This is a genomic window from Streptomyces sp. NPDC093097 (assembly GCF_044754325.1).
Classification (GTDB): Bacteria; Actinomycetota; Actinomycetes; order Streptomycetales; family Streptomycetaceae; genus Streptomyces.
Genome location: NZ_JBIVOW010000022.1, coordinates 15,589 through 38,021 on the forward strand (window position 1 = coordinate 15,589; position 22,433 = coordinate 38,021).

Here is a 22,433-nt window from a genome sequence, read left to right on the forward strand (position 1 = left end):
AGCGATGCGGTGAGTACCGAGGACACCCCGGAGACCCAGGACACCCCGCAGTCCCCCCGGCCGGCCCGGCGCGGGCGGCGCACTCCCCTGGTGGTCGCGTCGGTGGCCGGCGCGGTGCTGGTGGCCGGCGGCGGCGCGGCGTACTGGGCCTCGTCCGCGTCCGGCGGCAGCGGGCCGGCGGGCCCGGCCAAGGGCGGCCCGCCGCCGCTGGTGCTGGACTCCGCCTCGATCGCGGTCGGCGAGCCGGGGCCGCAGCACGCCGCGTACCGGGTGACGGGGAAGCTGCCGGAGGGGCCGCGGTCCGCGCCCGTCTACCGGCCGGCCGGCGAGATCGGCCGCCCGGCGGTGGAACGGCTGGCGAAGGCGCTGGATGTGTCCGGAACGGTGCGGTCGGACGGCGCCTGGTGGCAGGTCGGCGGGCCGGGGCCGGACGGCCGGGGCAGCACGCTGCGGGTCGGCAAGTCCGGCACCGGGAGCTGGACGTTCAGCCGGTACGGCGGCGGGGGCGGGGCCAAGTGCCCGCTGACGGACGACGGGTCGGGCTGCCCGTCCTACCGCGGCGGTACGGACGGCGGGGACGCCGGCAGCGGTCCGGTGTCCGAGGCGAAGGCCCGGGAGGCGGTCCGGCCGGTGCTGGCGGCGGTCGGGCAGACCGGCGCCCGGCTCGACGCCCACCAGACGTACGCCGCGGTGCGGGTGGTGACCGCCGACCCGGTGATCGGCGGGCTGCCGACGTTCGGCTGGCAGAGCCGGATACAGGTCGGCGCGGACGGGCAACTGGTCGGCGCCAGCGGCGAGTTGGCCACGCCGGTCAAGGGCGCTGCGTACCCCGTCCGGGACGCCCGGACCACGCTCGGCGAGCTCAACGGCGGCGGCGGCCGGACGATGCAGCCGCTGGCCCACTGCCCCTCGGTGCCCACCTTCCAGCACAAGGACGCCAAGGCCGCGCCGGGCGGCGGTATCGCGCCGTGCGAGCCGGCGCCGAACGGGAAGCAGCCGGCCGGCGAGGTGACCGGTGCGGTCTTCGGGCTCGCCGGGCGGTTCTCGCAGGGCGGGGAGGTGCTGGTGCCGTCCTGGCTCTACACGGTGCGCACGCCGGGCGCCGCGGGCGGGCCGGCGAGCACCTCGACGCTCGCCGGGACGGCGGTGGACCCGGCGTATCTGCGCGGCAGCGAGCCGGCGTCGCCGCGGCCGTCCGCGCCCGGGACCAGGAGCATGGCGCTGACCGGCTACGCGACGGGCGACGGCGGCCGGACGCTGACCGTCCACTTCTGGGGCGGGGTGTGCAGCACCTATGAGGCGAGCGTGACGGAGTCGGCCGGCGCGGTGCGGGTCTCGGTCACCGGGAAGGAGAAGCACCCCGGGCAGATCTGCGTGAAGATCGCCAAGGACTTCACCAAGACGGTGACGCTGGAGCAGCCGCTGGACGGCCGGAAGGTCGTGGACGGCTCGTCCGGCAAGGCGGTCGCGGCGCGGTAGCCGCGGCACGGCACGACGGAGGCGGCGCTCCCGGGTGGGAGCGCCGCCTCCGTCGTGACGGGTGGGCCCGACTCAGCTGAAGGAGTCGCCGCAGGCGCAGGAGCCCGTGGCGTTGGGGTTGTCGATCGTGAAGCCCTGCTTCTCGATGGTGTCGACGAAGTCGATGGAGGCGCCGCCCAGGTAGGGAGCGCTCATCCGGTCGGTGACGACCTTGACGCCGTCGAAGTCCTTGACGACATCACCGTCGAGCGAGCGCTCGTCGAAGAAGAGCTGGTAGCGCAGACCGGAGCAGCCACCGGGCTGGACCGCCACGCGCAGCGCGAGGTCGTCCCGACCCTCCTGCTCCAGCAGGCTCTTGACCTTCGACGCGGCCGCGTCGGACAGGATGATGCCGTCGGTGACGGTGGTCTCGTCCTGAACGCTCATCTACATCTCTCCCGGGTTGTACGGACCGCTTGCCATCGGTTGCGAACAACTCCAACCGGCGGCGTCCCGGATTAATTCCGGCTGCGCGTGATCTGTCCTTGCTCTTTCTTCATGCTCGCACACCCAAGCGGGGACACCGGTGTGCGTCCGTGCACACAAGGGCCGATCGGCCCCCGGGCCTGATGCGTCACATCGACACTATGCCCATCGTCAAAGTGACGTGAACCGACTATGATAGATAGCGTCAAATAGACGAAAAGGCGATGCCGCAGCGCATCCCGTCGTCCCCGCAGAGCCCGTCCGCAAGGACTTTCCGCAGAGAAGAGAGGGTGCGTGTCGTGACCACCGCCCAGCCCCTGGACGTCCAGCCGACCCCGCTGGCGCTGCTCCTCCTCGGTCGCGAGGCCGACCCCAGGAGCGAGCGCGGCGTGGAATGCCCCGGCGAGCTGCCGGCCCCCTCCGACCCGGATCTCGTCGAGCGCGCCCGCGCCGCCAAGGCCAAACTGGGCGAGAAGGTCTTCGTCCTCGGGCACCACTACCAGCGCGACGAGGTCATCGCGTTCGCGGACGTCACCGGTGACTCCTTCAAGCTGGCGCGGGAGGCCGCGGCCCGGCCGGACGCCGAGTACATCGTCTTCTGCGGTGTGCACTTCATGGCCGAGTCGGCCGACATCCTCACCGGCGACGACCAGCAGGTGGTCCTCCCCGACCTGGCCGCCGGCTGCTCGATGGCCGACATGGCCACCGCCGAGCAGGTCGCCGAGTGCTGGGACGTGCTGACCGAGGCGGGCGTGGCCGAGCAGGTGGTGCCGGTCTCGTACATGAACTCCTCGGCGGACATCAAGGCGTTCACCGGCCGGCACGGCGGCACGATCTGCACCTCCTCCAACGCCCAGCGGGCGCTGGAGTGGGCCTTCGAGCAGGGCGAGAAGGTGCTGTTCCTCCCCGACCAGCACCTGGGCCGGAACACCGCCGTACGGGACCTGGGGATGTCCCTGGACGACTGCGTGGTCTACAACCCGCACAAGCCGAACGGCGGGCTGACCGCGGACGAGCTGCGGGCCGCGAAGATGATCCTGTGGCGCGGCCACTGCTCGGTGCACGGCCGCTTCTCGCTGGAGTCGGTCGAGGACGTCCGCGCCCGGATACCCGGCGTGAACGTCCTGGTCCACCCCGAGTGCAAGCACGAGGTCGTGGCGGCGGCGGACCACGTCGGGTCGACCGAGTACATCATCAAGGCCCTGGAGGCCGCCCCGGCCGGCTCGAAGTGGGCGATCGGCACCGAACTGAACCTCGTCCGCCGGCTGGCCAACCGCTTCGCGGCCGAGGACAAGGAGATCGTCTTCCTCGACAAGACGGTCTGCTTCTGCTCGACGATGAACCGCATCGACCTGCCGCACCTGGTGTGGGCGCTGGAGTCGCTGGCGGACGGCAAGGTCGTCAACCGCATCCAGGTCGACAAGGAGACCGAGCACTTCGCCAAGCTGGCGCTGGAGCGGATGCTGGCCCTGCCGTAGGCGGAGGCCCGCACCACAACTTCAGAGATAGAGCTGCTGACGGCAGGACGCGCAGTGCGTCTTGCCGTCGCCGCTTTTCTCGGTCGCGCCGTGGTCGCAGGGCTCCGGCAGCCGTTCGCCCCGGCTGACGGCGATCCGCCGGATGTCGCAGAGCGCCGCGCGCAGCCCGGCGGCCAGCCCGTACAACTCCCGCCGGTCCGCCTCCGGTCCGGGCAGCGGGTCGGTGTCCGCGAGCAGTTTCCCCGCGGCGGCCAGCATCTCCTCCTCCACGTCGTCGGCCAGCAGCGAGAGCCGGCTGTGCGGGTCGTCCGTGAGGAGGTAGCACGGCGCCCCGTCGTCCCGTGTCCAGGGCAACAGCCGTGGCGGGGTGGTGCGTTGGGCCATGGAGAACTGTCCTTTCGACGGGCGCCGCCACCGGGCGGGAAGCACACGTGTGGGGGCTGGAGTTCGGATCTCGGCTGTGCTTACCGTCTGTATCGCCATCGTCGCGCTGTGGGATGCGGCCTCAACAGGCGCCTGTCGTCCCCGCGTTGAGCACGGGATGTTTCGAAAGGCGGAAGCGCATGAAGTTCGCGCCCAAGACCCTGACGCCGTACGTGTCGGCCCGGCACTACTTCGGCTCCGAGCTGCGGCGCCACCGCGAGGAGGTCCGGATGTCGCTGGTCCAGCTGGCCGACATCGTGAACTCCAGCAAGAGCAATCTGGCCCGCGTCGAGACGGCGGAGATGATGCCGCCACCGGAGCTTCCGGCGGCGCTGGACGCGGCGTTCGGGACCGGGCAGCACTTCCATGGGCTCTTCCAGTTGGCGAAACGGGAGGTGCACCCGGATCAGTACCGACGGTTCATGGACTGCGAGGCGCAAGCAACGGTCATCGAGAACTACGAGCCGCAAGTGGTGCCTGGGCCCTTCCAGACAGAGGCTTACGCCCGTGCGTTCCTGAGCTGCCAGCCAGACCTCTCGCCAGAACGGGTCGAGGAGTTGGTCGCCGCCCGGATGTCCCGCCAGGAAAGGCAGCGCTCGGAGACGCCGCCACAGCGATGGGCGATCCTCGACGAGGCCGTGCTCCGGCGCCAGATGGGTTCCAAGGACTGCATGTACAAACAGCTGGCTCGACTGCTTGAGGAGGCAGATACTCCCAACAGTAAGGTTCAGGTGATGCCGTTCGCCGCGGGTGGGCACTCGTTGATGGGCGGCGCGCTGACCCTGCTGGCACTTCCCAACGATTCCACCGTGGCTTACGAAGAGGGCATCAAGGCCGGCCATCTCTACGAGGACGCGCAAGCGGCGAGGAAGTGGCGGTGGCAGTTCGAGGAACTGCGAGCGAACGCCCTATCGCTGGTGATGTCAGCGGAGTTGATCCGGAAGGCGATGGAGGAGTACAGGCCATGCGACACAACCCCGAACTGAGCACTGCCCGCTGGCGAAAGAGCAGCTACAGCAATCCCAACGGGGGCAACTGCGTCGAGATCAGCGAGGACTTCCCCGGAATCGTCCCCGTCCGCGACAGCAAGAACCCCGATGGACCCGCGCTTGTCGTCCCAACCGCCCCCTGGATGGCCTTCGTTCAGACACTCAAGCGCTGAACGAAGAGCAGCAGAAGCCCAGTTCAGCCCGTCCCGCCCCGCCGGCGAGACGGGCTGATCCGGATCTGGTGGGTGTCCTGTGGGCTTTCCTGCGACCGCGTGGCCGGCTGGCTAGCCTGGGTCCATCAAACGGCGTCCAACGGGAGGGCAGGCTCATGGACCCGCAGACGAGCGGCAGCAACGACGCCCGGGCCGACGGCCAGGGCCGTGTCTACCAAGCCTCCGGCGACCAGTACATCACCGAACACCACCACCATGCCCCCGACTGGGTGGGCCCCGATTCCGTGCGTCTGCCCGCCGTCGGTCGCGTCCCCGTGGTCCTGCGCGACCGTGCCGCAGAAATGGACCGGCTGCGCGCCGCCGTCGAACCGGGCGGCGGCAACCGCGTCTACGTTCTCCACGGCCTCGGCGGCTGCGGCAAGACCGCCGTCGCGCACGCCCTCTTTCAGCACGCCACGAACCACGCGGGCCGTATCGGTCTGTGGGTGAACGCTTCCGACCCCGCCTCCCTGCGCGCCGGCATGCTCGCCGTCGCAGCCGACCGCGGGGCCACCGATGGCGAGCTGATGGGAGCGCGTAGCGGATTACGTCCCGCCGCCGACCTCGTCTGGCACTACCTCGACCACTCCGATCGGCCCTGGCTGCTCATCATCGACAACGCTGATGCTCCCGCCATCCTCCGTGACGGCGGTTGGCTGCGCACCAGCCCAGCCGGCATCGTCGTCGTCACGACCCGACAAGCGGCGGCCCACTGGTGGCCCGGTGCCGAACTCCTCCAATTCGGTGTGCTTCCCCGCGAGGAAGCAGCCCTGGTCCTGCGAGACCTCGCACCCCACGCCGGAACGGTCGAGGAGGCCGCGGAGGTCGCCGATCGTCTCGGGCGGCTGCCCCTGGCGCTCACCCTCGCCGGCGGATTCCTCGCTCACCAGATCATCAGCCCCTGGACCCTCGCCGACTACGGCCGTCGGCTCGGCGGCGCCGGGCTGGATCCCGTGGAACTCATCGACCAAGGCGCTGCGGCAGTGGGCGACGAGGACCGTCAACTGATCAGCCGCACGTGGCAACTCTCCCTCGACGCCCTCAGCACGCAGGGCATGCCCGAAGCCGGCGGTCTCCTACGTCTCCTCGCCTGCTGGGCCGGGGACCCGCTGCCGCTGTCGATCCTCTTCGGCGTCGATCTGGGGCCTGAACTTCCTCCCTCTCGCGTTGAATCAGCCTTGCGCGGTCTCGTCGATCACTCCCTCACCGAGATCGTGTCCCAGACGATCCGCTGCCTTCGCACGCACGGCGTCCTGCTCGACAGCGTGGCCCGGACCATCCCCGCGGAACAACGCGAACGGTTCGCCGCCGAGGCCGCCCGCCTCCTTCTCGCCGCATTGCCGGAAGTACCGGACCGCAGGGCGCAGGAACTCGGCGCGAAGCTCCTCGCACCCCATGTGATCGCGCTTTTGCGGCGGTTGGAGAAATGGGCACCCGACCAGTCGATTGTGGAGACCGCGGCAGAATGCGCTCTCCGGCTTGTCACCGCGATCCACCGGGCCGGCGACTACGCCTCGGCTCTCTCCCTGGCTACCGAAGCCGTGGAAAAACTCACTCCCAGGCTGGGCGAACAGCACTGTTTGATCATCAGGTTGCGACACCGCATGGGGCGGGCCCTGTTCCGTCTGGGTCGGTTCGAGGAGTCCAAAGTCCTGTACCAGCAGGTGCTGGACATCTGTGAAGAGGTACTCGGCCCCGAAGCGCCGGAAACGCTGGGAACGTGCCTCAAACTGGCGAGTCCCCTCATCAACCTCGACCGCCGGCAAGACGGGGTCTCGCTGATCCGGCGATCGGTGAAGGGGTGCACTCGCGCCTTCGGGCCCACACATCCCCTGACGCTCCTTGCGCGGTCCTCCCTCTTGGAGATGTCCACCCGGCAGGACGATATTGCGGCGGGACCAGCCCTGCTTATGGACTGCCGCCGTGAAATGGGAGAAGCCCACACGATCACCCTCCAAGCGGAACTCAACTATGCGTTCGCCCTCCAGAACATGGGGAGGTCGACGGACGCGCTGCATCATGCCCGGACGGCCTTCACGGAGTACGTCCGACGTTTCGGCCCGGACTACCCCATCGCGCTGAACGCGCGGCACACGTTGAGCGCTGTTCTGGCAGCGCTGGGCCACTATGCGGAGGCAGTTGAGCACGCCGAGGCACTCGTGGCGGGCCGAACCAAGGTGCTGGGCCCATCTCATCCTTGGACATGCGACGCCAAGGAACTCCTGGATCGATGTCAACGTGCGGGTGGCCGGCCCTGAAGGGGTTCCTCACCCGCCCGGTTCAGCCCGTCCCGGCCCACCATCGGGACGGGCTGACGCGTTTCCGGGCGTTTCGCGGCGGGCCGTCGGCCTCGTGGCAGGCCGCGTGAGAGAGGTAGTGACCAGCAGAAACAAGCCCCGGCGCCTCTTCCGCTTTTCCGGCGGGGCGAGGGAGGCTCGTAGGGACGGGAAGCACGGACGGGCCCGGCGGGGCCCTGGGGCCGAGGAGGCAGACGGACCGTGAGCAGCTCAGAGGACGACCGCTCGACGCCGCCGGCGGGGGACGGTGCGGGCGACTGGTACGTGGACGACCGGTGCACCAACTGCGATGTGGCGCGGCAGCTCGCGCCGGGGCTGATCGAGGAGATCGACGGGCGGTCGGAGGTGGTCCGGCAGCCGCAGGGGGCGGTGGAGGAAGGGCAGTTGCACGCGGTGGCGTTCGCCTGTCCGACGCGTTCGGTGCGGCGGAAGGGCGGGCGGGTGGCGGCGGAGCTCGATCCGTTCCCGTTGCGGCTCGATGACGCGGTGAGCCTGTGCGGGCACAATGCGCGGCAGACCGCCGGGGCCAACGCGTATCTGCTGCGGCGGCCGGGCGGGACCCAGGTGATGGTGGACACCCCGCGGTTCAGCGAGGAGCTGGCCGTGCGGTTCCTGGCGGACGGGGCGGTGACCGATGTGCTGCTCACCCACCGGGACCACGCCGCGCACGGGCGGCGCTACGCCGACCGGTTCGGGGCCCGGCTGTGGATCCACGAGGGGGATCTGGAGGCGGCGCCGGACGCGGACCGCGTGCTGCGGGGCATCGAACCCACCGAGGTCGCCCCGGGGGTGGTGGCGCATCCGCTGCCCGGCCACACGCTGGGCAGCGTGCTCTATGTCGCGGACGAGCGGTACTGCTTCAGCGGGGACAGCTTCTTCTGGTCGCGGGAGCTCGGGGACATCGAGGTGGCGGAGAGCGTCACCTGGTACTCCATCACGGAGCTGGCGGCGTCGCTGGCGCGGACCGCGGGCGGGCTGCGCTTCTCCTGGCTGCTGCCCGGGCACGGGGACCGCCGGCATCTGCCGGAGGCAGAAATGGGGCGGCGGATGCGGGAGTTGACGGCCCGGACGCAGACGCTCAAGCCGCGGCCGGTGGACTTCACTGCGGTGCGGTGGTGAGCGGGGGCGGGGGCGGGGCGGGGTCGTGATGCGGCGAGCCCCCGCGGGCGCCGGGGCGCGCCGCGGGGGCTCGTCGGGATCAGAGGGTGTGGACGGGTGTCACACCCCGGCCGGCTCCGGGGTCCGGTCGGCGTCCGCGGGGGTCGCGGGGCCGCCGTCCTTCCCGGCCCGCTTGGCCGCCTTCTTCTGCGCCCGGCGCTCCTTGCGGAGCTCGATGATCGCGTAGAGCGTCGGGACGAGGAGGAGGGTGAGCAGGGTGGAGGTGATCAGTCCGCCGATCACGACCACGGCCAGCGGCTGGGAGATGAAGCCGCCGTCGCCGGTGATCGACAGCGCCATCGGCAGCAGCGCCATGATCGTGGCCAGGGCGGTCATCAGGATCGGGCGGAGGCGGTGCCGGCCGCCCTCGATGACCGCTTCGACGACGCCGTAGCCCTGTGCCCGGTACTGGTTGATCAGGTCGATCAGCACGATGGCGTTGGTGACCACGATGCCGATCAGCATCAGCATGCCGATCATGGCCGGGACGCCCATCGGGGTGCCGGTGGCGACCAGCAGGCCGATCGCGCCGGTCGCCGCGAACGGGATCGAGATCAGCAGGATCAGCGGCTGGACGATGGACCGGAAGGTGCCCACCAGCAGCAGGAAGACGATCGCGATGGCCGCCAGCATGGCCAGACCCAGCTTGCCGAACGCGTCCGACTGGTCCTGGGAGACGCCGCCGACGGTGGCGGTGGCGCCGGCCGGCAGCTTCAGCCCGCTGATCGCGCTCTGGAGCTCGGCGGAGACCGCGCCGGTGTTGTCGCCGGTCGGCTTGGCGGTGACGGTCGCCGAGCGGGCGCCGTCGATCCGGGTCATCTGGACCGGGCCGGCCACCGTCTTGACGGTGGCGAGGTCGCCGAGGCGGGCCATCCCGGAGGGGGTCGGCAGCGGCAGGTCCTTCAACTCGGCCTCGGTGGTGGCCGGGTGGGCCGACTTGATCACCACGTCGCGCTCGGTGTCGTCCAGCACGGCCTTGCCGCTGGGGGTGCCGCTGACCGCCTGGGCGACGGCGGCGCCGAGCGTGGCCTGGGTGTAACCGGCCGCGGCGGCCTTGTCGTTGGGCGTCACGGAGATCCGCGGCACGCTCTGCGAGAGGTCGCTCTGGACGTCGGTGACGTGGTCCAGGCCGGCGACGGCCTTGCGGACCTGCTCGCTGGCCTGCTTCAGGACGGCGGCGTCGCCGGCCTTGACCTGCACGCTGAGGTTCTGGTTGCCGAAGCCGGCGCCGCCCGCGCTGACGGAGGTGGTGCCGGCGGACGGGCCGAGCTTGGCCAGGGCGGCGCGGAGGTCCGCGGTGACCTTGTCGGAGTCGGCCGCGTTCTTGAGCTTGACCTGGTAGCCGGCCTGGTTGGCGCTGGAGCCGCCGCCGAAGGCCGCCATCATGCCGGAGGAGCCGATGGTGACCTGGTAGTCCTGCACGTCCTTGTTGGCGGCGAGCAGCTTCTCCACCCGCTTGGCCTGGGCGTCGGCCGCGCTGAGGCTGGTGCCGGGCGTCAGCTCCTGCTTGATGCTGAGGGTGTCCTGCCGGCCCTGGTCGAAGAAGGTGGTCTTGAGCAGCGGGGCCATGCCGAAGGTGGCGAGCAGGACGGCCACGGCGATCAGCAGGCTGACCGCGCGGCGGCGGGTGGCGAAGCGCAGCACCGGGACGTAGAGCCGCTGGAGCGCGCTGCGGCTCTCCTTCTCCTCGGCCCTGCGGCGCAGTTCCTCGACGTCGGTGCCCTCGGGGAGCTGCGGGGCGCGCAGGAACCAGTACGAGAGCACCGGGACGACGGTCAGCGAGACCAGCAGCGAGGAGAGCAGCGCGACGGTGACGGTGATCGAGAAGGAGCCGAAGAGGGCGCCGACCATGCCGCCGACGATGCCGATCGGGAGGAAGACCGCGACGGTGGTGAGGGTCGAGGAGGTGATCGCGCCGGAGACCTCCTTGACGGCGGTGAGGATGGCCTCGCGGCGCTCCTCGCCGTAGCCCAGGTGCCGCTTGATGTTCTCCAGGACGACGATCGAGTCGTCGACGACCCGGCCGATGGCGATGGTCAGACCGCCCAGGGTGAGCATGTTCAGGGAGAGGTCACCGGTCCACAGCACGATCAGGGTGAGGACCACGGACAGCGGGATGGAGACCGCGGTGACCAGGGTCGAGCGCAGGCTCAGCAGGAAGACCAGGATCACGATCACGGCCATGACCAGGCCGAGCAGGCCCTCGGTGGTCAGCGACTCGATCGACTTGGAGACCTGCGGGCCCTGGTCGGAGGCGATGGTGACGCGGGAGCCGGCGCCCAGGTCCTTGTGGATGCCGTCCAGCTTGCCCTTGACGGCGTCGGAGATGGCGACCGCGCTGCCGTCCTGGTTCATGGTCACAGCGACCGAGAGGCTGGGCCGGCCGTCGGTGCGGGTGATCGAGGTGGGGGTGGCCGCGGTCTCCTTGACGGTGGCGAGGTCGCCGAGCCGGACGGCCTTGCCGCCCTGGCCGCCGCCCATCGCGCCGGCCGCGGGGGTGACCATCAGGTCCTTGATCTGCGCGACGGAGGTGAAGCCGGCGCCGACCTGCACGGTCCTGCTGCGGCCGGCCTCGGAGAAGGCGCCGGCCGGTACGGAGGTGCCGCCGGCCTGGAGCGCCTGGCCGAGCGCGGCGGAGTTCAGGCCCGCCGCGGCCAGCTTGGCGTCGTCCGGGGTGACCGCGACGATCCGGTCCTGCACGCCGCTGACGTTGACCTGGGCGACGCCGTCGATGTTCTTCAGGTCCGGGACGACGGTGCGGTCGAGCTGGTCGGCGAGGGTCTGCTGGTCCTTCGTCGTGGAGGAGACGGCGAGGACGACGGCGGGCATGTCGTCGGTGCCGCCGGAGACCACCTGCGGGTCCACGTCCTTGGGCAGCTTCGCGCGGGCCCGGTTGACGGCCTGCTGGACGTCGGCGACCAGGCGCTTGGAGTCGTTGCCGTAGTCGAACTGCGCCATCAGGATGCCGGAGCCCTCGCTCGACGTCGAGGTGACGCTCTTGATGCCGTTGACCGCCTGGAGGCCGTTCTCCAACGGCTCGACGACCTGCTTCTCGACGACGTCGGGCGAGGCGCCCTGGTACGGGGCGATCACGGAGACCATCGGCAGGTCGATGGAGGGCAGGAGCTGCTGCTTGAGCTGCGGGATCGCGAGGGCGCCGAAGGCGATCGCGACGATCGACATCAGCGCTATCAGGCCCCGTTGTACGAGGCTGATTCTGGACAGCCAGGACATGGGTGGCGGTCTCTCTCTTCTGTTCTTGAAAAGCGGGGATCGAGGGCGGGGAACGGCTGTGGGGACCGCGCCCGGGCCCGGCGGGAGGGCCGACACCGGCCCACCTACACCCTCCGCCACGCTCAGACCGGTTTTCCTCGCTCGCAGGTCGGTTTCCGGCCGCGGCCCGTACCGCGTCCGCAGTACGGGAGCCTCCACCCGCTCTGCACCCCTGGGCGTAGGAGCGAAGGGCGCCGGTCAGTCGGCCCGCGGGCGGACCAGTCCCGACTCGTAGGCGAGGACGACCAGTTGGGCCCGGTCGCGGGCGCCGAGCTTGGCCATCGCGCGGTTGACGTGGGTCTTGACGGTGAGCGGGCTGACGTCGAGCTGCTCGGCGATCTCGTCGTTGGACAGTCCGCCGGCCACCAGCACCAGCACCTCGCGCTCCCGGCCGGTGAGCGTGGTCAGCCGCTCGGCCTTCGGGCCGCCGGGCCCTGCGGTGTCCGTCCCCTCGCCCTGGGCGAGGAACCGGGCGATCAGGCCCTTGGTCGCGGCCGGTGAGAGCAGCGCCTCCCCGCCGGCCGCGATCCGGATCGCGTGCAGCAGTTCGTCCGGCTCGGCGCCCTTGCCCAGGAAGCCGCTGGCGCCGGCCCGCAGGGCCTGCACCACGTAGTCGTCGACCTCGAAGGTGGTCAGGATGACCACCCTGACGTCGGTCAGCTCCGGGTCCTGGCTGATCATGCGGGTGGCGGCCAGGCCGTCGGTGCCCGGCATCCGGATGTCCATCAGGACGACGTCGGGGCGCTCCCGGCGGGCCAGTTCGTAGGCCTGCGCCCCGTCGGACGCCTCGCCCACCACGCGCATGTCCGGCTCGGAGTCGACCAGGATGCGGAACGCGCTGCGCAGCAGCGTCTGGTCGTCGGCCAACAGCACCTTCACGGTCATCGCGCCGTCTCCCACCTCAGGTCGTCCTCTTGGGTGCGCGCGCCGCCCAGCGGCAGGGTGACCCGCACCTGGAAGCCGCCGGCCGCGCGGGGGCCGGTGACGACCGTGCCGCGCAGCGCCTGGACGCGTTCGCGCATCCCGATCAGACCATGGCCGCCGCCGGGCTCGGCCACGGCCCCCTCCGCCGGCCCGTCCGGCCCGGCGCCGCGGCCGTCGTCGAGGACGGCCACGGTGAGCGCGGCGTCGGTGCGGGCGATCCGGACCGTGGCGCGGGCGCCGTCGCCGGCGTGCTTGTGGACGTTGGTCAGCGCCTCCTGGACGACCCGGTAGGCGGTCAGGTCCACCGAGGCGGGCAGCGCGGGCCGGGGCTCGGACGGCAGCTCCAGGGCGACCGGCAGACCGGCCCGGACGAACCCCTCGATGAGCTGGTCCAGGACGCCGAGGCCGGGCGCCGGCTCGGTGGGCGCCTTCGGGTCGTCGGACTGGCGCAGCAGGCCGACCGTGGCGCGCAGCTCCTCCAGCGCCGACCGGGACGCCTCCCGGACGTGCGCCAGGGCCTGCTTGGCCTGGTCGGGACGGTTGTCCATGACGTGCGAGGCGACCCCGGCCTGGACGTTGACCAGCGCGATGTGGTGGGCGACCACGTCGTGCAGCTCGCGGGCGATGCGCAGCCGCTCCTCGGCGACCCGGCGGCGGGCCTCCTCCTCGCGGGTGCGCTCGGCGCGTTCGGCGCGCTCGCGGATGGCGTCGATGTAGGCCCGGCGGCTGCGGACGGCGTCGCCGGCGGCCGCGGCCATCCCGGTCCAGGCGAAGATCGCGAGGTTCTCCGGGGCGTACCAGGCGCGGTGCCCGAAGAACATCGCCGCGGCGGTCAGGACGACGCAGGTGAGGGCGCCGATCCGCCAGGTGGTGGGCCGGTCGGTGCGGGAGGCCACGGTGAACAGGGCGATCACCGACGCACCGGCCACCGGGGCGCGCGGGTCGTCGGACTGGAGGACCAGTTCGACGATGGTCAGCACGCCGGTCGCGGCCAGCACCGTACGGGGCAGTCGGCGGCGCAGCACCAGCGCGCCGCAGGCGAGGACGGCCAGCACCACGGTGGCGGCGGTGAGCTCGCGGCCGCCGAAACGGGGCAGGTGCGAGCCGTGCACGCCGTGCGGCCCGGTCGTCGCGCCGCACACGATCGCCACGAAGGCCACCGCGGCGACGGCGGCGTCGAAGGTGAGCGGATGCGTCAGGTGCCACTGCCGGAGCCGGGCGACCCGGGTCGCGTCCGGGACGGTGTCGCGGCGCGCGGGGCGGGGGCTCGGGCTCGGGAGGGTCACGGGAAGCAACGGTAACGCCCCGGTCCCTGGTGGGGCCGGGGCGTTGCCGGAATGCGCTGGGTGAGCAGGGGCACCGGCCCGTCAGCCGGGGATCAGACCGTCGTCGCTGAGCATCTCCCGGACCTCCTCCAGACCGGCGTCCGGCCCGGGAAGGATCAGCTCGGAGGGTTCCAGGGCGTCGTCGGGCAGCGGGGTGCCCAGGCGGCGGACCGAGTCCAGCAGGGCGCCGAGGGTGCGCCGGAACCCGGCCTCGTCACCGCTCTCCATCTCGGCGAGCAGTTCGTCGTCCAGCTTGTTGAGCTCGATGAAGTGGGCGTCGTCCAACTTCACCTGGCCCTCCCCCATGATCCGTACGATCACGACGGTCTCCCTTGTTCCGGTCGGGCGGGATCGCGGCGGCGGTGGACCGCTCCCGGAGGGGCGCGGTCCGCCGCCGTCGGTCACTGCTTGTCGAGACGCGGGTGCTGCTGCTGCGGGGCCTGCTGGGCGGCGCCGCCCTGGCCGCCCTCGATGGCCTGCTGCTGGGCGGACGGCCCGGCCAGCTCGGCCTTCATCCGCTGGAGCTCCAGCTCGACGTCGGTGCCGCCGGAGAGCCGGTCCAGCTCGGCGGTGATGTCGTCCTTGGCCATGCCGGACGGGTCGTCCAGCGCGCCGGAGGCCATCAGCTCGTCGATGGCACCGGCCCGGGCCTGGAGCTGCGCGGTGCGGTCCTCCGCCCGCTGGATCGCCAGACCGACGTCGCCCATCTCCTCGGAGATGCCGGAGAACGCCTCGCCGATCCGGGTCTGCGCCTGGGCAGCCGTGTACGTGGCCTTGATCGTCTCCTTCTTCGTACGGAAGGCGTCGACCTTGGCCTGGAGCCGCTGCGCGGCGAGCGTGAGCTTCTCCTCCTCACCCTGCAACGTCTGGTGCTGCGTCTCCAGGTCGGTGACCTGCTGCTGCAGCGCGCTGCGCCGGGTCAGCGCCTCGCGGGCCAAGTCCTCGCGGCCGAGCGCCAGCGCCTTGCGGCCCTGGTCCTCCAGCTTGGCGGACTGGCCCTGGAGCTGGTTGAGCTGCAGCTCCAGGCGCTTGCGGGAGGTCGCCACGTCGGCGACTCCGCGGCGTACCTTCTGCAGCAGTTCGAGCTGCTTCTGGTACGAGTAGTCGAGGGTCTCGCGCGGGTCTTCAGCCCGGTCAAGGGCCTTGTTGGCCTTCGCGCGGAAGATCATCCCCATCCGCTTCATGACACCATCGCTCATGGGCCTCGCGCGCCCCCTTCTGACCGACTTGCATCGGGCTTAGGCTCCAGCACATCTACAGACCCCACAGTACGGGCCCTGGTTCCATTACCGCACTGTTCGGGCCCGGATGTGCTCCTCCTCCAGGACGATCGGGCCACCCGACTTCTCCAGCCCAGGGAGTAGAGCGGCCCCGGAACGCCGCCGCACCGCCCGGTCTGTCCGCATGTGCCCCTGCGGGAAAGCCGGTGCCGTTGCCGGATCGTTCCCCGTCGGCCCATGGCTCATTCCCGGCGACCACGTACTCTTGGGTGTTGTGTTCCGAAGCCGTTCGAAGGATGAGCGGGCCGCGGCCGCCAAGGTGACCGCGTCCCAGCCCCAGCAGCCCCGCGATCCGCAGGCCCCCAAGGGCCGCCCGACGCCCAAGCGCAGCGACTCCCAGTCGCAGCGCCGTACGCGCGCGCAGACACCGGCCAACCGCAAGGACGCCATGAAGGCGCAGCGGGAGGCCCGTCGCGCCGACATGGCCCGCCAGCGCGAGGCCCTCGCCAACGGCGATGAGCGCTTCCTGCCGGTGCGCGACAAGGGCCCGGTGCGCCGATTCGCCCGTGACTACGTCGACGCCCGATGGTGCGTGGCGGAGTTCTTCCTGCCGATGGCCGTGGTCATCCTGGTGCTGACGATGATCCGGGTGCCGCAGATCCAGAGCATCGCGCTGCTGCTGTGGCTGGTGATCATCGTGCTGATCGTCCTGGACTCGGCGGTGATCTGGGTGCGGCTGGGCAAGCTGCTCCAGGAGCGCTTCCCCAAGGAGAACGCCAAGGGCGCCCGCGCCTACGCGATCATGCGCACGCTCCAGATGCGTCGACTGCGGCTGCCCAAGCCGCAGGTCAAGCGCGGCCAGCGGCCCTGATCCAGCGGACCTTGCCGCACCTTCCCCAGCGGTCGGACACGGGGGCCGGCGATGCCGGCCCCCACCCCGCTCACTCCTCGTCGGCGTGCAGGCTCATCGGCCCCGCGTAGACCTCGTCGCCGTCCTCGAACAGCCGGACCTGGTCGACGCCGCCGTCGAGGAGATTGCGCCACTGCTCCCCGATCCAGGACTCGGCGTCCCCCTGGGTCGTGAACTCCTCCGGTTCCACGGTGGGCACCGCCTCCGAACCGTCCGTCTTCTCGAACCGCCACGTCCACGCCATGTGCGCCTCCTGGAATCCCACCGGGTCGCCGATCCCACCGCGCGGGCCGGACACCCCGCCCCGCGCCGTGCCTGCTGATCGTGCTTCCCCACTTGATCGGAAGCCTAACGGCCGTGTCGAGAGGCACCCTTGCCCGCCGCGGAGGCCCAACGGCGGTGCCCGGCAGGGGCGCTGACGCGCTCCGGGCGTCCTTCCGGTGACGCGGCGACGGCGCGCCGGTGCGCTCCGGAGGGACGGCGGCGGCGCCCGGAGGCGTCCCGCGCGCTGACGCCAGCCGGACACGAGAGACTTACCCGCGTGGACCTGACTCTCCTCGGCACCGGGGCCCCGCTGGGGCTGCCGCGCCCCGACTGCCCGTGCGCCGCCTGTGCGACCGCCGTCGGCGACGAGGCGCGGGCGGCGACCGCCCTGCTCGTCGACGGCGCGCTCCTGCTCGACCTGACCCCGGGACCGGCGTTCGCGGCGGCCCGTGCGGGCCGGTCGCTGACCGGGGTGCGTCAGGTGCTGCTCTCGCATCCGCACGACGGGCCGGCGCTGGAGGTGCCGGCGGGGCTGCCGCAGCCGGCCCGGGTCGCCGACGGCCGGGAACTGGCGCTGCTGGACGGGCACCGGGTGCGGGCGGTCGCGGTGGACGTCCCGGGGACCGGCTACGAGGTCACCGGCGGCGACGGCGCCCGGCTGCTGTACCTGCCGCCGGGCGCGGCACCGGCCGGACTGGGCGAGGCCGACAGCACCTCCCCGGCCGCGGGCGGCCCGAGCCCCTACGACCTGGTGCTGCTGGACGTCCTGGCGCGGCCGGAGGCGCTGGCCCGGCTGCGGGCGAGCGGCGCGGTGGACGCGGCGACCGACGTGGTCGCGGTGCACCTGGACCACACGGTTCCGCCCGGGCCCGAACTCCACCGCCGGCTCGCGGCGCTGGGCGCCCGCGCGGTGCCGGACGGCACCTCCCTGGTGGTCGGCGAGTACCACGCGGTGCCCGATCTGCCGCGCCGGACGCTGGTGCTGGGCGGGGCGCGCAGCGGGAAGTCGGTGGAGGCCGAGCGGCGGCTGCTGGCGTTCCCCGAGGTGGAATACGTGGCCACCGGCGGCACCCGGGAGGGCGACGAGGACTGGGCGCTGCGGGTGGCGCTGCACCGCGAGCGGCGCCCGGCGGGCTGGCGGACCACCGAGACCTGCGACCTGGTGCCGCTGCTGGCGGAGCCCGGGACCGCGCCGCCGCTGCTGATCGACTGCCTGGCGCTGTGGCTGACGCATGCCATGGACGAGGCCGGGGCGTGGGACGACGCGGCCTGGGAGGCGGGCGGCCGGCGGGCACTGCGGGAGCGCTGCGAGGCGCTGGTGGCGGCCGTGCGGGAGACCCGGCGGCGGGTGGTGGCGGTGAGCAACGAGGTCGGTTCGGGGGTGGTCCCGGCGACCCCGGCGGGCCGTCGCTTCCGGGACGAACTCGGGCGGCTGAACGCCGCGTTCGGCGCGGAGTGCGAGCAGCTGCTGCTGGTGGTCGCGGGCCAGGCGCTTGCGCTGCGCGGCTGACGGCGGCCCGGCGCGGCCCGTGTCCGCTTGCCCCCGGGCCCGGCAACGGGTGCGCTGGGCAGGTGACCGAACCTTCCCGACATGACGGACATACCGCCCTGACGCGCGCCGTCCGGCTGCACGCACCGCTCCTCCCCTTCCGGGCCGTCCTCTCCCGTCCGTACGGTGCGGCCGGCCCCGGCGGCGGCCGGCCCGGCGGCCCCGGTGAGCTGAGCGCCACCGCCGAGGCGGCCGTCCGCGGCTATCTGCGGCGCCGTCCGGACGCCACCGTGGTGGTGCTCGGCGAGGGGCTCGGGACCTCCTTCCAGCGGCTCGACAACGGGCGGCTGACCTGGCTGTCGGTGCTGCCGGCGGCGGACGCCGCGGCCCGCCGGATGGTGCTGCCGGACGCACCGCGGCGGCACACCGTCGGCCGCACCGGCGCCGGCGCCGACTGGCCGGCCCTGGTGGGCGCGGTGGAACGCGGGGTCGTGGTGGCGCTGCCCGGGGCGCCCGCGGGGCCCGTCGCGGGCGTGCTGCGGGACCTGCTGGCGGTCTGCGCGGCGCGCTTCCCCGGCGGCGCGCTGGTGGTGGACGCGCTGCCCCGGTGGGCCGCGGCGATGGCATACCCGGCCCGGCTCCACCCGGCCGTCGCCGCGGTGCACACCCTCCCCCTGGTCGCGGAGGGCCGGTCCGGTGGCCGGCCTCGGTGGGCGCCGCGGCTGGTGGTCTGCGTGGTGCGGTTCGCGGCGCGGGGCGCCCGGTGACGGTCCGTCGGCGGCCGCGGCGCGCACCGGCCCCGGCGGCACCCGCGGCACCGGCCCCGGCGCACGTCACACCGGTGCGCCGTTGCCGGTAATCTGCGCCCAATGAGCGCCCTGAACCTCGATGACTTCGCCCAACTGATCGAGCGCCCCGACGGCGACGCGCGCCGTGCCGCCGAGGAGCGGCGGGCCCGGACGTCCGTGCCGCCCGGCGCCCTGGGCCGGCTGGACGACCTGGGCGGGTGGCTGGCCGCCGTCCAGCAGCAGGTGCCGGTGCGGCCGGTCGAGCAGCCCAAGGTGCTGCTGTTCGCGGGCGACCACGGGATCGCGCGGCTGGGCGTCTCGGCCCGGCCGGCCGGCGGGACCAAGGACCTGGTGCGGGCCGTCCTGGACGGGGCGAGCCCGGTGGCGGTGCTGGCGCGCAGCGCCGGGGTGCCGGTGCGGGTGGTGGACATGGCGGTGGACTGCGACCCGGAAGAGCTGCCGGCGGAGGTCACCCGGCATCGCGTACGGCGCGGATCGGGGCGGATCGACGTCGAGGACGCGCTGACCGCCGAGGAGGCCGAGGCGGCGTTCCGGGCCGGGACGGCGCTCGCGGACGAGGAGGCGGACGCCGGCACCGACCTGGTCGTCCTGGGCGATCTGAGCGTGGGCGGCACCACCGCGGCGGGCACCCTGATCGCCGCGCTGTGCGGGACGGACGCCTCGGTCGTCACCGGGCGCGGCGGCCGGCCCATCGACGACCTGGCCTGGATGCGCAAGTGCGCGGCGATCCGGGACGCGCTGCGCCGGGCCCGGCCGGTCCTGGGCGACCAGTTGGAGCTGCTGGGGACCATCGGCGGCGCGGACCTGACCGCGGCCACCGGCTTCCTGCTGCAGAGCGCGGTGCGCCGCACCCCGGTGATCCTGGACGGCGTGGTCTCCGCGGCCTGCGCGCTGGTGGCGCAGCGGGTGGCGTTCCGGGCGCCGGACTGGTGGGTGGCCGGGCAGGCGAGCGGGGAGCCGGCGCAGGCCAAGGCGCTCGACCGGATCGCGCTCAACCCTCTGCTCGATCACGGCGTCACAGCGGGCGAGGGGACCGGGGCGCTGCTGGCCCTCCCGCTGGTGCGGGCGGCGGCCGCCCTGGCGGCGGAGCTTCCGGTGCGCGACTGATCCTGCCGGGCGCGCCCCGCGCCACCCGTCCGCGACCGCACCGACCGGCCCGGCGACGGCTCCCCCGTAAGATCGCGTTTTGGACGTTTTTATCGGGAGACATCGCTTGAGTCCGGAGGAAGACCACCCTCGCGGCCGGTGGGCGCGGCGCGGCGCCGCGTTCGGCATCTGGTACCTGCGCGCCGTCACGTTCGTCAACGTCCTCGGGGCGGTGTGGGTGTCGTTCGGCAACGACATCCGGCGCCACAACGTCGAGGACCTGTTCACGCCGTACCTGCTCACCGCCGGGTTCGCGTCCGGCGCCTTCTCGCTGTTCCTGGCGGTGACGCTGCGCCGGCGGAAACGGGCGGCGTGGATCTTGAACCTGGTGCTGTCCGGGGCCTTCCTGCTCCTGGTGGCCGTGGTGATGGTGCTCGCCCCGGAGTTCCGCACGCACGCGCAGAACTGGGTGTCGCTGGCGCTGACACTGCTGTTCACCGGGTCCCTGATCGCCGGCCGGCGGGAGTTCTACGCCAAGGGCGACCGGGCCAACCCCAAGCTGGCGGCGCTGACCGCGGTCGGCGGGCTGCTGGTCACCTCGGTGCTGGCGGCGCTGCTGGTGACGGTCACCAACGGAGCGGCCCCGGGCGCCTCGACGTTCGCCGAGCGCTGGCAGTACGGCCTGCTGCGGCTGGTGTCGCTGGCCCCCGACGACGCCGACTTCCCCGGCATCGCCACGCCGAACTGGGTCAACGGCACGATCAACGTGCTGAGCGCGCTGCTGCTGGTGGCCGTGTTGTGGGCGGCGTTCCGGTCCGTGCGCACCACCGACCCGATCACCGCGGACGACGAGGAGCGGCTGCGCGGGCTGCTGGCCCGGCACGGCGACCGGGACTCGCTGGGGTACTTCGCGCTGCGCCGGGACAAGAGCGTGGTGTTCTCGCCGAGCGGGAAGGCGGCGGTGACGTACCGGGTGGTCGGCGGGGTGTCGCTGGCGTCGGCCGATCCGCTGGGCGATCCGGAGGCGTGGCCGGGGGCGATCGAGCGCTGGCTGGCCGAGGCCCGGGAGCACGGCTGGGCGCCCGCGGTGATGGGCGCGAGCGAGGAGGGCGGCACGATCTACGCCCGGCACGGGCTGGACGCGCTGGAGTTGGGCGACGAGGCGATCGTGGAGACCGCGGAGTTCACCCTGAGCGGCCGGGCCATGCGCACCGTGCGGCAGGCCTACCACCGCGTCCAGCGGGCCGGTTACACGGTCCGCATCCGGCGGCACGAGGACATCCCCGCCGACGCGATGGCGCGGTTGGTGCGCCTGGCCGACGACTGGCGCGACGGGGACACCGAACGGGGCTTCTCGATGGCGCTGGGGCGGCTGGGCGACCCGGCGGACGGCCGCTGCGTGATGCTCGAATGCCATGACGCCGAAGGGGAGTTGCGGGCGCTGCTGAGCTTCGCACCCTGGGGCGCGAAGGGGCTGTCGCTGGATTTGATGCGGCGGGACCGGGAATCCGACAACGGACTCATGGAGTTCATGGTGCTGGAGCTGATCCAGCGGGCGGACGAGGTGGGGATCACGCAACTCTCGCTGAACTTCGCGATGTTCCGTTCCGTCTTCGAGCGCGGGTCGCGGCTGGGCGCGGGCCCGGTGCTGCGGCTGTGGCGCTCCCTGCTCGGCTTCTTCTCCCGCTGGTGGCAGATCGAGTCGCTCTACCGCGCCAACGCCAAGTACCGGCCGGTCTGGGAGCCGCGGTACATGCTCTTCGAGAAGAGCACCGACGTGCTGCGGATCGGTATCGCCGCGGCCCGCGCCGAGGGGTTCCTCGAAGCGCCGGGCCTGCCCAAGTGGCTGAACCGCAGGCATCTGGAGAACGTGAGGTGAGCGGGCCCCGGGCGGCGCGGCGGGGGGCCGCCGCCCTGCGGCACGCCGCGCGCGCCGAGTGGGGCCCGCTCCTGACGACGGTGCGGTCGACGCTGGCGGTGCGCCGGCTGCGCGCGATCCCGCTGACCCTGACCGCGGTCTGCCTGACGTCGTCCCTCCACCTCGTCCAGAAGCAGTCCTGGGGGCTGCACACCGTACAGAACATCGGCTCGGTGCAGGCGTACGAGCACCTGTGGCTGGCGCTGCTGCGGACCCCGCTGTCGCTGTTCGTCCCGGCGCTGGACCTGCCGGTGTGGGGCGCGCTGGTGCAGATCCTGGTGGTCTTCGGGGCCGCCGAGATCTGCCTGGGCCGGTGGCAGACGCTGCTGGTCGCCTACGCGGCCACGCTGGCGGGGACGACGTACGCGCGGATCGGCCTGTGGATCGGCCCGGACAGCCCGATCGGGCTGCCGGACGCCGACAAGTTCGTGGTCGACACCGGTCCGTCGGCGGCGGTGGTCGGCCTGGCGGTGGTGGTCTGCTGGCGCTACCGGGCCCGGCTGACCTGTGTCGCGGTGGTCGTCGCGATGGTCGTCGAGGTGGCGTTCATCAAGAACAACCTGGCGGGCAAGGAGCATGTCGCCGCGGTACTGGTGGTGTTGGCGGTGTGCGTGGTGTGGGACCGGTGGCGGCCGCGCACCCCGTACGGCGTGCGGTACGGCTGGCGCGGCGGGGACCTCCGCTGGTGAGCGGCCCGGGCGCGGCGCCGTCCCG

Annotated in this window: 20 protein-coding genes; 12 read left to right on the forward strand and 8 right to left on the reverse strand. The window is 72.6% G+C overall.

Going from position 1 to position 22,433, the window contains the following annotated elements; translation table 11 throughout:
* Positions 1–9 precede the first annotated feature (9 nt).
* Complete coding sequence (locus ACIQE0_RS30265; protein WP_402338246.1) at positions 10–1,479, forward strand: hypothetical protein; 1,470 nt, start codon at positions 10–12, stop codon at positions 1,477–1,479.
* 72 nt (positions 1,480–1,551) lie between these two features.
* Here the strand turns inward: ACIQE0_RS30265 and erpA are convergent, their stop codons facing one another.
* Complete coding sequence (erpA, locus tag ACIQE0_RS30270) at positions 1,552–1,905, reverse strand: iron-sulfur cluster insertion protein ErpA (protein ID WP_043264013.1); 354 nt, start codon at positions 1,903–1,905, stop codon at positions 1,552–1,554.
* A gap of 338 nt (positions 1,906–2,243) precedes the next feature.
* On the opposite strand from erpA, the gene nadA reads away from it, so the two are divergent.
* A complete protein-coding gene (gene nadA / locus ACIQE0_RS30275; RefSeq protein ID WP_366331871.1) occupies positions 2,244–3,422 on the forward strand; it encodes a quinolinate synthase NadA in 1,179 nt (392 codons plus the stop codon).
* Positions 3,423–3,443: 21 nt separating this feature from the next.
* Here the strand turns inward: nadA and ACIQE0_RS30280 are convergent, their stop codons facing one another.
* Positions 3,444–3,806, reverse strand: a complete 363-nt coding sequence (locus ACIQE0_RS30280) for a hypothetical protein (protein WP_366331872.1) — start codon at positions 3,804–3,806, stop codon at positions 3,444–3,446.
* Positions 3,807–3,985: 179 nt separating this feature from the next.
* Here ACIQE0_RS30280 and ACIQE0_RS30285 point away from each other — a divergent pair, with 179 nt between their 5' ends.
* From ACIQE0_RS30285 to ACIQE0_RS30300, 4 genes are all read left to right on the forward strand, one after another.
* On the forward strand, positions 3,986–4,831 hold the full coding sequence (locus tag ACIQE0_RS30285) for a helix-turn-helix domain-containing protein (RefSeq protein ID WP_402338251.1): 846 nt from the start codon (positions 3,986–3,988) through the stop codon (positions 4,829–4,831).
* Positions 4,810–5,007, forward strand: coding sequence for a DUF397 domain-containing protein (locus tag ACIQE0_RS30290; protein WP_402338253.1), 198 nt, complete (start codon positions 4,810–4,812; stop codon positions 5,005–5,007). The genes ACIQE0_RS30285 and ACIQE0_RS30290 overlap by 22 nt, the downstream gene beginning before the upstream one ends.
* 155 nt (positions 5,008–5,162) lie before the next feature.
* Entirely contained in the window at positions 5,163–7,304 is a 2,142-nt protein-coding gene (locus tag ACIQE0_RS30295; RefSeq protein ID WP_402338255.1) for a tetratricopeptide repeat protein, read from the forward strand.
* 240 nt (positions 7,305–7,544) lie between these two features.
* Positions 7,545–8,462, forward strand: a complete 918-nt coding sequence (locus ACIQE0_RS30300) for an MBL fold metallo-hydrolase (protein ID WP_402338258.1) — start codon at positions 7,545–7,547, stop codon at positions 8,460–8,462.
* Between the two features lie 99 nt (positions 8,463–8,561).
* On the opposite strand, the gene ACIQE0_RS30305 is transcribed toward ACIQE0_RS30300, so the two are convergent.
* The 5 genes from ACIQE0_RS30305 to ACIQE0_RS30325 all read right to left on the reverse strand — a co-directional run bounded on the left by ACIQE0_RS30305 (position 8,562) and on the right by ACIQE0_RS30325 (position 15,207).
* Positions 8,562–11,735, reverse strand: coding sequence for an efflux RND transporter permease subunit (locus tag ACIQE0_RS30305; protein ID WP_402338261.1), 3,174 nt, complete (start codon positions 11,733–11,735; stop codon positions 8,562–8,564).
* A gap of 237 nt (positions 11,736–11,972) precedes the next feature.
* Positions 11,973–12,659, reverse strand: a complete 687-nt coding sequence (locus tag ACIQE0_RS30310) for a response regulator (protein WP_402338263.1) — start codon at positions 12,657–12,659, stop codon at positions 11,973–11,975.
* The gene (locus ACIQE0_RS30315) at positions 12,656–13,984 is read right to left on the reverse strand and encodes a sensor histidine kinase (RefSeq protein WP_402338266.1); all 1,329 of its coding nucleotides are present in this window, start codon (positions 13,982–13,984) and stop codon (positions 12,656–12,658) included. Before ACIQE0_RS30315 ends, ACIQE0_RS30310 begins: the two co-directional genes overlap by 4 nt.
* An 81-nt stretch (positions 13,985–14,065) precedes the next feature.
* Positions 14,066–14,344, reverse strand: a complete 279-nt coding sequence (locus tag ACIQE0_RS30320; RefSeq protein ID WP_366331880.1) for a hypothetical protein — start codon at positions 14,342–14,344, stop codon at positions 14,066–14,068.
* A gap of 80 nt (positions 14,345–14,424) precedes the next feature.
* Positions 14,425–15,207: a PspA/IM30 family protein gene (locus ACIQE0_RS30325; RefSeq protein ID WP_366331989.1), complete on the reverse strand. Its 783-nt coding sequence runs from the start codon at positions 15,205–15,207 to the stop codon at positions 14,425–14,427.
* A 310-nt stretch (positions 15,208–15,517) separates the two neighbouring features.
* Between ACIQE0_RS30325 and ACIQE0_RS30330 the strand changes: the two genes are divergently transcribed.
* On the forward strand, positions 15,518–16,114 hold the full coding sequence (locus tag ACIQE0_RS30330) for a DUF3043 domain-containing protein (protein WP_366331881.1): 597 nt from the start codon (positions 15,518–15,520) through the stop codon (positions 16,112–16,114).
* A 70-nt stretch (positions 16,115–16,184) separates the two neighbouring features.
* Here ACIQE0_RS30330 and ACIQE0_RS30335 read toward each other — a convergent pair whose 3' ends face one another.
* Entirely contained in the window at positions 16,185–16,397 is a 213-nt protein-coding gene (locus tag ACIQE0_RS30335) for a hypothetical protein (RefSeq protein WP_366331882.1), read from the reverse strand.
* A gap of 297 nt (positions 16,398–16,694) precedes the next feature.
* Between ACIQE0_RS30335 and ACIQE0_RS30340 the strand changes: the two genes are divergently transcribed.
* From ACIQE0_RS30340 to ACIQE0_RS30360, 5 genes are all read left to right on the forward strand, one after another.
* On the forward strand, positions 16,695–17,927 hold the full coding sequence (locus ACIQE0_RS30340) for a bifunctional adenosylcobinamide kinase/adenosylcobinamide-phosphate guanylyltransferase (RefSeq protein ID WP_402338270.1): 1,233 nt from the start codon (positions 16,695–16,697) through the stop codon (positions 17,925–17,927).
* A gap of 62 nt (positions 17,928–17,989) precedes the next feature.
* The gene (locus tag ACIQE0_RS30345; RefSeq protein WP_402338273.1) at positions 17,990–18,673 is read left to right on the forward strand and encodes a class I SAM-dependent methyltransferase; all 684 of its coding nucleotides are present in this window, start codon (positions 17,990–17,992) and stop codon (positions 18,671–18,673) included.
* Between the two features lie 102 nt (positions 18,674–18,775).
* A complete protein-coding gene (gene cobT / locus ACIQE0_RS30350) occupies positions 18,776–19,822 on the forward strand; it encodes a nicotinate-nucleotide--dimethylbenzimidazole phosphoribosyltransferase (RefSeq protein ID WP_402338276.1) in 1,047 nt (348 codons plus the stop codon).
* A 106-nt stretch (positions 19,823–19,928) separates the two neighbouring features.
* Positions 19,929–21,680 carry a phosphatidylglycerol lysyltransferase domain-containing protein gene (locus ACIQE0_RS30355; RefSeq protein ID WP_402338279.1) on the forward strand — a complete coding sequence of 584 codons (1,752 nt, stop codon included), beginning with the start codon at positions 19,929–19,931 and terminating at the stop codon, positions 21,678–21,680.
* Complete coding sequence (locus tag ACIQE0_RS30360; protein ID WP_402338282.1) at positions 21,677–22,408, forward strand: hypothetical protein; 732 nt, start codon at positions 21,677–21,679, stop codon at positions 22,406–22,408. The genes ACIQE0_RS30355 and ACIQE0_RS30360 overlap by 4 nt, the downstream gene beginning before the upstream one ends.
* Positions 22,409–22,433: the final 25 nt, after the last annotated feature.